General features: G+C 51.8%; 9 protein-coding genes. All 9 read right to left on the reverse strand.

Going from position 1 to position 12,361, the window contains the following annotated elements; translation table 11 throughout:
- Position 1 precedes the first annotated feature (1 nt).
- The 9 genes from fcl to RBH19_RS09710 all read right to left on the reverse strand — a co-directional run bounded on the left by fcl (position 2) and on the right by RBH19_RS09710 (position 12,341).
- A complete protein-coding gene (fcl, locus tag RBH19_RS09670; protein ID WP_374728970.1) occupies positions 2–973 on the reverse strand; it encodes a GDP-L-fucose synthase in 972 nt (323 codons plus the stop codon).
- Entirely contained in the window at positions 973–2,094 is a 1,122-nt protein-coding gene (gene gmd, locus RBH19_RS09675; protein ID WP_306728794.1) for a GDP-mannose 4,6-dehydratase, read from the reverse strand. Before gmd ends, fcl begins: the two co-directional genes overlap by 1 nt.
- 290 nt (positions 2,095–2,384) lie before the next feature.
- On the reverse strand, positions 2,385–2,954 hold the full coding sequence (locus RBH19_RS09680) for an adenylyl-sulfate kinase (protein WP_306728644.1): 570 nt from the start codon (positions 2,952–2,954) through the stop codon (positions 2,385–2,387).
- Positions 2,951–4,693: a hypothetical protein gene (locus tag RBH19_RS09685; protein WP_306728645.1), complete on the reverse strand. Its 1,743-nt coding sequence runs from the start codon at positions 4,691–4,693 to the stop codon at positions 2,951–2,953. The genes RBH19_RS09680 and RBH19_RS09685 overlap by 4 nt, the downstream gene beginning before the upstream one ends.
- Positions 4,694–4,725: 32 nt before the next feature.
- Positions 4,726–5,640 carry a hypothetical protein gene (locus tag RBH19_RS09690; RefSeq protein WP_306728646.1) on the reverse strand — a complete coding sequence of 305 codons (915 nt, stop codon included), beginning with the start codon at positions 5,638–5,640 and terminating at the stop codon, positions 4,726–4,728.
- Between the two features lie 176 nt (positions 5,641–5,816).
- Positions 5,817–8,243, reverse strand: coding sequence for a galactosyltransferase-related protein (locus tag RBH19_RS09695; RefSeq protein WP_306728647.1), 2,427 nt, complete (start codon positions 8,241–8,243; stop codon positions 5,817–5,819).
- 73 nt (positions 8,244–8,316) lie between these two features.
- Positions 8,317–9,249, reverse strand: coding sequence for a sulfotransferase family protein (locus tag RBH19_RS09700; RefSeq protein WP_306728648.1), 933 nt, complete (start codon positions 9,247–9,249; stop codon positions 8,317–8,319).
- A 31-nt stretch (positions 9,250–9,280) separates the two neighbouring features.
- Positions 9,281–11,098, reverse strand: a complete 1,818-nt coding sequence (locus RBH19_RS09705) for an FkbM family methyltransferase (RefSeq protein ID WP_306728649.1) — start codon at positions 11,096–11,098, stop codon at positions 9,281–9,283.
- Position 11,099: 1 nt separating this feature from the next.
- Positions 11,100–12,341 (reverse strand): coiled-coil domain-containing protein, encoded by a 1,242-nt coding sequence (locus RBH19_RS09710; protein ID WP_306728650.1) that lies wholly within the window; start codon positions 12,339–12,341, stop codon positions 11,100–11,102.
- Positions 12,342–12,361 lie beyond the last annotated feature (20 nt).

Consider the following 12,361-nt stretch of genomic DNA (forward strand, 5'->3'; position numbering starts at 1 on the left):
CTCAGCTCCGAATGTTCCCCCGGTTTTCGAGGAACCACTGGTAGGCATCCCGCAGGCCTTCTTCCAGGCCAATCGATGCCTCCCAGCCCAGGGCCCTCAGGCGGGAGACATCCATCAGCTTCCGCGGTGTACCGTCGGGCTTGGTGGTATCCCAGGTGAGCCGGCCCTTGAAACCAGTCACCTTCGCCACGGTCTCGGCCAGCTCGCGAATCGTACAGTCCACGCCGGTGCCCACATTGATATGCGAAAGCATAGGGTCAGTGTGTGCTCGATAGGTTTCACCATCGAGTTCCATCACATGCACGCTGGCGGCAGCCATGTCGTCAACATGCAGGAATTCGCGCATGGGTTTGCCACTACCCCAGACCCCCACCTCGTCCGCATTGCTCTCCGCCGCCTCATGGAAGCGACGAATCAATGCGGGGATGACATGACTGTTTTCCGGATGGAAATTATCATTGGGCCCATACAGGTTCGTCGGCATGACACTGCGATAGTCCCGGCCATGCTGGCGATTATAGCTTTCACACAACTTGATGCCGGCGATCTTGGCTATCGCGTACGGCTCGTTGGTGGGCTCCAATGTCCCCGTCAGCAGCGCATCCTCACGCATGGGCTGGTCCGCATGCTTTGGATAAATGCATGACGACCCCAGAAAGAGCAACCTATCCACACCAGACTCATGCGCCGCGTGGATGATATTCGCCTCTATCATCAGATTCTGATAAATGAAGTCCGCCGGGTAGGTGTTATTCGCATGAATACCGCCAACTCTGGCGGCCGCGAGATAGACTTCATCGATTTCATTGGACTCTAAAAACGCCCGCACTACCCTCTGATCCAGCAAGTCCAGCTCATCTCTGGACCGAGTCAAGATATTCCCATAACCACGCCGCTCGAGCTCACGCACGATCGCCGAGCCAACCATGCCTCGGTGTCCGGCAACAAATATCCGCTTGTCACTGTCCACCATTACCGCTCAACCTTGATCGGCAGGTCATAGCCGTTTTCTTTCAGGAAGGCGTGGCGCTTTGCTTCATCCAAATCGTGTTGCACCATTTCCGCACACATCTCGTGAACCGAAATTTCCGGCACCCAACCCAGCTTCTCCTTCGCTTTCGTCGGATCGCCCAGCAGAGTCTCGACTTCCGCTGGACGGAAATACCGGGGATCGACGGAGACGATGACATCGCCTTCCTTGACCCCAGGCGCGTCATTTCCTGTAACGCTCTCCACAATTCCTTTCTCATCAACACCCGAGCCTTCAAACCTCAGGTTGATGCCAATTTCTGACGCTGACATCCGAATAAAGTCGCGCACCGAACACTGCTCTCCGGTGGCAATCACGAAATCCTCGGGCTCGTCCTGCTGAAGCATAAGCCACTGCATGCGCACATAATCCTTCGCATGACCCCAGTCCCTTAGCGCATCCAGATTGCCCATGTAAAGACAATCCTCCAAACCTTGCGCAATATTGGCCAGACCGCGAGTAATCTTTCGGGTCACAAATGTTTCGCCACGCCGTGGAGATTCGTGATTGAATAGAATCCCATTACAGGCATACATCCCGTATGCTTCCCGGTAATTTACCGTGATCCAGTATGCGTACAGCTTCGCAGCTGCGTAAGGACTACGCGGATAGAAAGGCGTAGTCTCTCGCTGTGGCGATTCTTGCACAAGCCCATACAACTCAGAAGTCGATGCCTGGTAGAATCGGGTCTTTTCCTCAAGCCCCAGAAGCCTGATTGCTTCCAACATACGCAACGCCCCAAGAGCATCCACATCGGCTGTGTATTCGGGTGATTCGAAGCTTACTGCAACATGGCTTTGCGCGCCAAGATTATAAATCTCATCTGGCTGCACCTGCTTAATTATTCGTGTAAGATTCGAAGAATCAGTTAAATCGCCATAGTGCAAGCTAAACCTTGGATCCACCTCATGCGGGTCTTGATATATATGATCCACACGATCTGTGTTAAATAATGATGCACGGCGCTTTATGCCGTGAACCTCATAACCTTTTGACAGAAGCCACTCTGCCAAATAAGACCCATCCTGACCAGTAACACCTGAGATTAACGCCACCTTCTTCACTTGCATCTCCATACTTCATCCACCCCATAGAAAGATTTACGTCCAACGATGAATCAGTCTAATATTTGTTAGAGCGGTTCACGCGAGCTCGCCCTCATCTGGGCGGCTTTTCTGACCCGTAACATCAACCCTCTGCAGCACGCATTCTACTTGCGTCGCAAACGGAATATCCGCTCGAGACGCACCGCCTCTAAATAGGGAGCAAACCAGAACACACCTAGTAGACCCTATCTTAGTTTCAACGAAACTCACCCGTTACATCCACAAGAACACTCGCGTTTTCCTTGCAGCTAACTCCGGACCAATTCGCAGCCTTTCTCCTTCTTTCGGGCGTAGTACCAACTATCCAAAATGTCTTCAACGACAATCTTCGGCGTACGATCCGATTGAAACTCTTCCAGGAAATCAGGCTCTTTTGGCTCGTCGGCCTTCAGATCTAAGCCATACACATCCTTCTCTTCCCCTCGATCAAAACCCTCATAAATTCCCTTAGTGTCACGACGACGGAGCTCTGACATTGGCGTCTTCAAATATACCTGAAAATAATTCGGCAGCTGAGACCGATTCCATTTATAAATCTCTTCAAACATTGCTATCGCCGATATCACAACAACGTGACCCTGCTCCGCCAATACCTCACATAACCCAGAATATTGATACGCCAATCGTAATCTAGCCGTCCTGTCATACCCTTTTGATCCAACAAAAATCCTCCTAAGCTCATCCCCATCCAAACGCACAACAGAATTACCACAAGACCGCAGGCGATCTGCGAGCAACCTACCAACAGTTGTTTTGCCAGAATCTGATAAGCCAGTGATCCAGATAACACCGGCATTGTTGCCATCATGACCGCTCATAAACCTTCCTCTTCTATAAGCCCGTATCGGCCCAGCTGGTCGCTTAGAATCTGCATCGCATGGGGACGACCAGCCGCAACCGCCCTTAACTCGTCGACAACCGGCGCATATCCTCGACGCGCGACAGCTTCACAGCATACGCCGAACGCAGCTTTCACGCGCTCCGTCCAAAACCCGCATTCGTAATTATGAAGAGCCAGCTTAATTGGACGCCCGATTACCGAAAAGGTTGAATGATCCCTTGAAAACGCATCGCTATAAATCCGCGCCATTTTCTCAAGCAGCCATTCCGGAGCTGGTCTATTCTGAGTTTTAAGCATATCGAGATAGCGGCCGGCGATATCTAGGGCATAGATATCTGAATTAACCCAGCCGGCACTCAACACGCTCTCAATCGACTCCTCATAACCTAATAACGTTGAAGGTGCGATATTTTCTGGAGGGATAGTGATCTCGTACCAATCTCCGTGAACGTCATTGCGAAGCGCAGCGAACGTATACTCTAAAAACGCATCATCGAATGACCTATGCCCGGAATAGAGCGACGAAAAAACGCCGTCTATCATTTCTTCTACGCCTGCGGCCTCAACAAGAAGTCGCTCAACCGCGGCAAGCAATTCTTCCACTGAATTGACTCTAAAGCATCCGACATCTCTTAGCGCTTCAATTCCAATGCCGTCAAAACCACCACCGAATGGGTACGAAATTGACGGCCTTCCTGTGCCAAGCGCAAATGTTTGCCCAGTTGATGATCGGTCCGTAATAAGAACGCAGCCTCGTGAATATGTTTCCACATAGTCGTCGCTTAAATCCAACGAGAATCTTCCGGTGCAACTATATCTGGACTGCAGCTCTTCGATCTCCCTGTTGGTCCGATCCTCCGGCCTTGGCCTCAAGACTACAGTGTGATCTGGAAAACGCTGAATCAATCCTTCAACAATCTCCCGACCATTCTCCTTCAAAAAATACTGTGGGAGATTGGATATTGAGGGACACACTAGAATGACGTTGCGGTCCCGGTCCGGCCGGCTTTTCGACAGCCTCCGCATACGTGTAAGCTTATTAGGAACCAATGGCAGCACATAACAAACCTTGCGCCCCCGAAGCAGGTCTTCTGGAATCTTAATCTCTGTCAATTCAAATTTTCGCGATCGAGTTTCAGGTATTTTGACTGGTGAAACAACATACTTGCCCCACTTCACCATGAGAGGAAGCTTATGGCGCTGACTGCTATTCTCTGGGTCAAAAAATGTCCTAGCGGTCCGATCGATATTGAGGACAGGAATCTCGGGGAAACCATCCTCACCAAGGCTCAACCAACGAGGTAGATTTGTACCCACACACAACTGAATGAAGCCACAATGCTTTAATATCGCCTTATTAACCGGAATAAAAGACGCAGGCGCCTTCGGGCCATCCGCCCAAAAAATGGGCAACACTTCAATCCCCGCTAAACGCATCGAACGTAAGGATTCTTCGCCTATCTGCGACCACGAATGCCGGTGATACACGACTGCAACAACAGGCTTACTCAGATCTAGCATACCGGCTAAAAAACGAGCACAAAGCTCATTAACGTCGGCAGCCCGATCTGAATTGACAGAGTCAAATAAACTTCTAGCGTCAGTCGACCGGCTTAGGCAGCGCACGACAAGTGTATATACAGAGCTTGAACAGGACTTGTATTCTGATAAAAGTTGTCGCACGTCTTCTTCAATTACTGTTTCTACGCCATTCATTAACTTCGCTCCCGGTTATGCGATTGCCGAAATCAACTCCCGAAACGCCTGTGGATAATTTTGGCTAGAAATCGTGCGACCAGATCTGCCTCCGGTTTCGACATATCTACTGAAAAGGATCGATATTGCACGCTCTCATCCGAGAATAGCCTATCCGAATTAAGATAGCGCTTAGCCACTTGGTGGTTACTATGTTCAAAATATTGCAAATATTCTTCGACAATCTCATCCGGGAGAACAGAACCAGTGCAGAAATCATCTACCGCTTCCAACTCCGACATCAAAAACCTGCGCTCTTTTTTGTCGTTCACGTACTTGTTAACTGCCGCTAACACATGAATTGCTTCCGGCGACAACCGTCTATTTTCTCCGAGGCGCCCAGGGACTATTTTATCTGCGGCAGCCTTTTCCCCAATTGCAAAAAGAAAATCTGAGACCACATCATTCTGATACAGTTGCGCCTTCTCGTAACTCCTTACAATGAGCGAGTCATAACCGAATACTTTCTCCCACCTTCCCAAGAGCTCGGAATAATCGAAATATGGCAGCTGGTAGGGCTTGCCATGCCTCATGTCTGACGGTCTTAAAATAGATGTATTCGAAGAGCCTGCTTTGACGCTCTCAGCAATCGAACCAAGCGCTAACTCCACTTGCGGACGAAGATATACAATTACCTTAAATTCGACTTCCTTCGGAAACATCTCTCGCAAATCAGAGATATCTCCTTCACATATAAGCCTTGATGATAAATGCTCCGACGAGATGACGAGTTGACTCAGCCCGCGCGAACGCGCCGTTTCAACTGCGCGCTCAATGCGATCAATGACTTTTGCCTTGTATTCGAGAAACGGGCGGCCACGATACCTCTCTATATCAGGACCTATAGATTCTTTCGCTGCTAAAGGAACGCATAAGTTATTCCCCTCTCCTAAACGACTGAATGCCAACGTTCTCCTGAGGGACGCTTGAGACGATTCGTCGCCTAAATATTTCTGAATACTGGTTGTACCAGTCTTCTCTGTTCCAATATGAAGGCATATAACAGGCCTCATCAAACTCACCCTCTCGGTCAGGCGCAGAACGCAAAAACCTTCGAGCGCGCCACAAGACGCACCGTGCGCGACTAAAAATCCTTCCCACTCATTTCTATTGACTTAAAATTCGGAGACAACCTCAATGCCAACTCAGAAAACGAACTCCAAGTGCTTCCGAGAAGCCTATTACAACGGCTGAGAAGAATTGCATCTGCCATTGCGAACTGAATCTGCCTGCGAGAGCGATCAAAGACGTCCCTGCGCAAAAACGCCACGCGACCTCCATACGCCGATTTAAATTCGGAGTATATCTCCGGTCGATCAGCCGCCAGAAAGATTGACGGAGCCCCTCCAATACCAGATATGTGCTTCATGAATCGCTCATAGTGGCTCATCCCCCGCCAATAGTGGAGTTGCGAATGACCCTCTTTAGTCCAGTTCATTGGCGAGTCATAGCTATTATGATCAAGACCCTCCCCCGCTTCCATTCGCACATGCACGCCTATTTCATTGGGCTGTTTCACACTATCGATCAATCCTTGCACTTCAGGCGTCGGGATCAATGATCGGAGAAACTCATTCTCTGCCCCCCATGAAGTTTCGGAGCAATTAAGCACGTATGCTGATCTAACGTAAATAGATCCGTCATAATCAAGATCAATGGGTTCATCCTTCTCTGCACCTGGCTCAATTTCCATATAATTATGAACTGCAATACCCATCCTTGGCGCCTGAGTGACAAAGCTCTCCTCTATCACAGGGCCTGAATACTCGGTTATGTCGTGAATGCGGCAATCACAATGATGATCCGGCTGCCAGATTACGACTAATTCTCTATCGGTATTCTTAGCAATCGCCGCAGCCGAAGCAATTGCTCGCAATCTATTTCCAAGCCCATGCTGCGCGTCAATGTACATCTTGGGCTTTGCGATCAGTAACTCAGGACCATTACGATTAAGCACATGCTGATCCACATTAGACAGCCGCTGTGCTATTTCCGCAGTCAATTTAACTATCAAGTTACCGCCACTTACTACACGCGAGGCAGCTGACTCCGCTTCCAGGTCTAATGTTTCTATATCATTAATTAGCGACTTAACCCAAGGATGAAGGACATGATCGACATGCGCGCTCAGTTTTGAGGCCATTTTCGTTGTTGCGAGCCCGATTACTGGTAAACGGGAGGCTTTAACGTATGCTCGAACCTGACGAAGCGCAGACTGAAATATTTCTGCATCGAGATCGAGACAATCCTCAGTAAACTCAATAAATAAGTATTGCGCAGAAAATCGAAACTCTCTCGGCACACCTGACAGCGCAAGCTCCACATCAAGCTTATTTAAACCATCCAGCTTTTTCGATTCCAATAGGACTCGCAATCCTCCCTTAGATAGATCGAATACTCTTGGGCCGAGCCTCCACGACAAGAGCTCCCTTGCGGCATAGATCTCTGCATCCGATCGAATATGATCTGGGACATAATGTATCGGATCTGACCCACGATGGGCTTTAATAAAATCGCGCCTATAACTTTCGATTCTAAAGGGTAGCCACCGCTTATTTTGAGTCCATAACGGCATGACATTGGCGGTAAATCGGTTTGCACGGATCTTAAACTTCGGGTCATCCAGGAGCTCCTCCCATGCGCACCGCTGTGCCGCGGGACTCACACCGAGACGCTGAACATCATCATGAGGCAAATGATAAATTGTCTCCGGATCCACGCACTCTCTGGTTAAACCGATACCCTCCAGCCGGGAGTAAATATCATCATCATCCCATCCGTAGGTTGTTATGTACTCGTTAAAACCCTTGACGGCTATCAGATCTTTCTTAAACGCATAGAAAAACCCATTTATATACGCTTGCCCTTCATTGGCCACTCGCCAGTCGCCGGCAATAAATCGCCCCATCTTTAGTTTGTTTTTTTGAAAGAAATCATCAGATATCACGATATCCGCATCAACTTTCAAGACCTTCTCGAAACGCGCCACCCTAAAACCCACGTTAAAGGCATAACTCAATATCCATCGTGACTCTCCGTCTATTCGAACCACGCGAATCCTTGGATCATCAAAACCCGCAGCATCAACACTCTCTTTCACGGCATGGTCAGATGACCAATCTACGACTACGATCTCAGATATCTCTGCCCTCGCCAGCCATGACGGCAAGGCTTTTAGTAAGTTCTCATTTCGATTCTTGCAACATGTGACGAGACTTATACCAGGCAGGCCTGGCCGGACTAAATCGTCTAGAAAATCAGGTGAGTGATCCAGGCAATCGCTCGGCGCATAGTCCAACTCACAACTGATCCCGTATGCTTCTGAAAACCGCTTGAGCATGACGAGACGTTTTACTGCCATCTCTGGTGAATCGGCACTTAATCCGGAAACGATGTCCTGAAGCAAGACGCCCGCATCAGCTTTCTTTCCACCTTTAGCCAGCTGCCTCGCATACTCCAGTTTCGACCAAAAGCTTTCAACTGGTCCTTGTTTGAGAATCCCTGTACTCATATATAAACCACCATTTCCCGGGTGCTTATCAGAAGTTTTCAGGCAAATGCCCCAAAAAAAAACAAAAGCTCATCTATCCGTAACCCAAGCGATGCCGAAGCAATTGGAAATTCTTTGAATTCGTCATGGAAGAACAAATCTCCTCAGGAATTTCCTGCCGAGGCCGAGCACAGATCTCTCGACCGCTTCTTCCGCTATCCCCCGACAAATCATAGACATTAAACACGTCCATAAAGCAGTCGTCATAAGGCATTTCCAGCTCATCAGCCATTTGCCTCATCACCATCTCAGGCCATTGGACAAACTCTTCATATCGAACAAGCTTGGCATGCTTGTAATCCTCCAAGAACTTCATATACCTAGCCGCATACTCGTCGACCGACCCAGGCTCGAAGTGGAGCCATTCATTCTTAACCAGTGAAACATAAGAATCGACAGGATCTCTGGTGGTAACAATTGAAATTGTCCGGCGCTCTCTCGCCACAATATCTGCGATCGTGGGTCGAGCCTTCACCTCCGAACCGGTGCAGTAGTGGCTGTGCGTATGATCTCGGATGATAAGACGGAGCCCGCGGTTAATTGCAGAGCGCGCGGTAACTCCTAGGCTTGCCATGAATATATCCTGCAAGAGATCCGCCGGAGCCTCTCTTGTGCTATTCCTAATCAGGTTAATAAAATCAGTGGGAGAAAAACGACCAGGAGGCTTGTACAGCTCGCTCAAAGGATCCACTTCACTTAGCAGCCATGCATTGGGCAACGAAGCCAAGCATTTCGATATGAGGGTTCCTCCAGTACAAGCAAAATGATGAACCATCCGTATTGGCTCAGGATGCTCACTTTCCACCTCTTGGCGCCATGCTTCACATTCCTCCAGCAGGCTCGGCAATGATTCCGATTCGGCCTGACGACGTGCCGCATCCGTACCATACTCGGCCTCAACCAACGCAAGTGATTCCTCGATTGCGTCGGAAACGGTTTTGGGTATTTGGTTCAGCTCTCGAGTCATGCCTAGTCACATTTCATGGCTTGCCGGATGATCACTCGGACTCACCTGACAGGGCTCTAAGCAGCTCCTGGGCCGCATCGCCATCTTTTTCCCGACTTGCACTGTCCGCACCCAACTGACGCAGGCTCTGTGCGGCAACGGACAATCGATGGTTAAGCTTACCGAGTAACTCGTCCTGCTGTTCTTTCCGTCTCACAAGGGCTGCGTAGCGTTCCTGGAGGTCCTTGAGGTCCCGGTCACGCTGAGTCTGCAGTCTAATTGCGACTGACAAATCACTACGGGAATCTCTCAACGCTTCCTCGATACGCGCCTTCTCTTCTTCCAACTTAAGCCTGGCTTCACGCTCCGTGGCTAGCTGCTCTCGCTCCTTGGCTGCTTCCTCTCTGGCCTGCGTGACCTGGCTCTCCAGCTCGGCTCGGGTTTCCTGCTCCTTCTTGAGTGCCGCAGCCTGCTCCTCCGCCTTCTGTTTGGACTGTTGCTGCTGCTCCGCGAGCTTCTCCTTGAGCGAATCACGTTCCTTGGCTAGCTGCTCTCGCTCCTTGGCTGCTTCCTCTCTGGCCTGCTTGAGCTGGCTCTCCAGCTCAGTTCGGGTTTCCTGCTCCTTCTTGAGTGCCGCAGCCTGCTCCTCCGCCTTCTGTTTGGACTCTTGCTGCTGCTCCGCGAGCTTCTCCTTGAGCAAATCACGTTCCTTGGCTAGCTGCTCTCGCTCCTTGGCTGCTTCCTCTCTGGCCTGCTTGAGCTGGCTCTCCAGCTCAGTTCGGGTTTCCTGCTCCTTCTTGAGTGCCGCAGCCTGCTCCTCCGCCTTCTGTTCGGACTCTTGCTGCTGCTCCGCGAGCTTCTCCTTGAGCGAATCACGTTCCTTGGCTAGCTGCTCTCGCTCCTTGGCTGCTTCCTCTCTGGCCTGCTTGAGCTGGCTCTCCAGCTCGGCTCGGGTTTCCTGCTCCTTTTTGAGCGCCGCAGCCTGCTCCCCCGCCTTCTGTTCGGACTGTTGCTGCTGCTCCGCGAGCTTCTCCTTGAGCGAATCACGCTCCGTGGCTAGCTGCTCTCGCTCCTTGGCCGCTTCCTCTCTGGCCTGATTGAGCTGATTTTCCAGCTTGGCTCGGGCTTCCCGCTCTTTGCTTAGTGCCTCGGCCTGGTGCTCTGTGGTGTTCTCCGCTTTTTGGACCTTCTCTTGGAGCTTGATCAGTTCCGCATTGAGACGTTCTATTTCCAGCCTTTCGATATTCTGCTTTAGGTGCCAGGTGGGACGATCAGGGTCGGCATCATCCACTTCGCCCTCGAGCTGATAGCCCTGTTCTTCCAGGAAGGCGAGCACTTCCTGGGCGGGGGCTACGCCCTCGTAGAGGGATTCCTGGCCGCAGCGGAGCACGATATTAGCAATGCGCGAGAGGGTGTTTTCTTGCTGCAGAGAGCGGAGGATGGCCTCTTCTTCGCCCGGGGTATCGACGATCAGGCAGATTGACTGGGCATTGGCGAGCTGGGCTTCATCCAGCAATTCGACCGGTGTGACTGCCTCGACGGCCACTTCGCGGACCAGCCGCAGCCCGGGGAAGAGGTCTTTCAGGCCAGTGGCCGGGCGAAGACTGCTGACTTCCGGCAGGTTGTAGGTATGCAGAACACGCTCGCCGGGTTCGTCGGAGACGGCATAGGGCAATACAGTGATGTTTGCGTTGTCGCTGGTTCGGCGTTCTAGTGTTTTGGCCAGGGCCGGATTTGCTTCCACCAGTACAACCGAGGTGCTGGCTGGCAGGGCCTGATAGGCCGCAAGCTCCTGACAGCGGCCAGCGCCGAGGTGGACGATGGCATCGGCATTGTTGAGAGCAATCTGTAGTTGCGGGGTCACGCTCATCTCAGACTGCTCCCGCCTTGCGTGGCTTTCTCATGGTGAGCCGGCGGATGGCCCGCAGCGGCTTGGTGACCTTCCAGGATAGGGAGTTCTGAATCGCAGTATTTTTCTCCCGAATGCGCGTGAGTTCTCTATCCAGGCGTTTTTTCTGGGCCAGCATGCCCTGGTATTTCTCTTCCTTTTTGTCGATGGCCCAGTTCTTGTTCTTGATGGTCTGGTCGCGGGCGGCGAGCTTTTCTTCCTGGGCCTTGCGCTTACCCACTTCATCCTGGAGTTCCAGGTAGTAGCTTTCGAGTTCTTCCTGGACCTGGTGTAGCTGCAGCAACAGGAGTTCGTTCTCTTCCTTCAGTTCTTTTTCTCGGATACTGACCGCATCCTGACCCTGCTTGACGGACTCCAGCTCAGCCTTTAGGCGATCACATTCTGTCTCGGCTTCCTGGCGGCTTTTCGCTTCCTTTTGAAGATCCAGGTAGTACTTTTCCAGTTCTTCTTGAAGCTGGTGCGTTTGAAGCAGGATAAGTTCGTTCTCTTCTTTGAGCTCACTGCTCTGCGTGGTCGTCTGGTCCTTCAATTTCTCGAACTGGGTTTCGGAAGCGGTCAGTTCTTCGTAGATGGCCTGGCAGTCCAGTTGCGGGGCCTGGCTTTCCTCCGCTAGCGGGATGGAGCTGGCCTCCAGCTCGGCGAGCAGGGGCTGGATGTCTTCGGCCTGGGCAACCATCTGGGCGGCGAGCAGGCGATAGACGGACTGGAGCTGTCCGTCATTGCTCGCGGGCGGCTGGATGTCGGCTTCACTCAGACCGAGATGCTCCTGACAGGCGTGGGCGAAGGCTTCGGGGGCCTGGAGGGCCGTGTCGGCGTTGATCAGGCGGATGCTACGGCGGTTTCGGCGGTAGGCCTGCAGGAAGGCCTCCACGGCCTGGCGCCAGGCATCGAGTTCTTCCGTGGGGTTCTTGCCGGCCTGCATGGCGCGGGCCAGGGCGGTTTCGGGCCGGGTGTGCAGCAGCAGGGCTCTGGCGTCTTTTGTCTTGGCCAGTTGTTGGGCCAGATCCATGTCTGTGATGGCTTCGCCCACTGGCAGGAGCGAGACGGTGTCGGCACTGGATGAGGCCGGGCCGATGCGCCCGGCCGGGTTCGCCCGCCAGCGGGCCACGGCATTGCCGTCCAGCGCCGTGGCACCGAGCTGTTCCAGCATCGGGATCACGGCCTGCCAATTACTTCCCGGGGTTGCCCCAAGTATCAGATACATCTGCCTGCTTCTCCGGTGGT

The sequence above is a fragment of the Natronospira bacteriovora genome, assembly GCF_030848495.1.
Classification (GTDB): Bacteria; Pseudomonadota; Gammaproteobacteria; order Natronospirales; family Natronospiraceae; genus Natronospira; species Natronospira bacteriovora.

Bases quoted from the DNA above. Each gene is read 5' to 3' on its own strand.
- RBH19_RS09700 (WP_306728648.1), bottom strand. From the start codon at position 9,249: ATGACTCGAGAGCTGAACCAAATACCCAAAACCGTTTCCGACGCAATC.
- RBH19_RS09680 (WP_306728644.1), bottom strand. From the start codon at position 2,954: ATGAGCGGTCATGATGGCAACAATGCCGGTGTTATCTGGATCACTGGC.
- RBH19_RS09685 (WP_306728645.1), bottom strand. From the start codon at position 4,693: ATGAATGGCGTAGAAACAGTAATTGAAGAAGACGTGCGACAACTTTTA.
- RBH19_RS09695 (WP_306728647.1), bottom strand. From the start codon at position 8,243: ATGAGTACAGGGATTCTCAAACAAGGACCAGTTGAAAGCTTTTGGTCG.
- RBH19_RS09710 (WP_306728650.1), bottom strand. From the start codon at position 12,341: ATGTATCTGATACTTGGGGCAACCCCGGGAAGTAATTGGCAGGCCGTG.
- RBH19_RS09705 (WP_306728649.1), bottom strand. From the start codon at position 11,098: ATGAGCGTGACCCCGCAACTACAGATTGCTCTCAACAATGCCGATGCC.
- fcl (WP_374728970.1), bottom strand. From the start codon at position 973: ATGGTGGACAGTGACAAGCGGATATTTGTTGCCGGACACCGAGGCATG.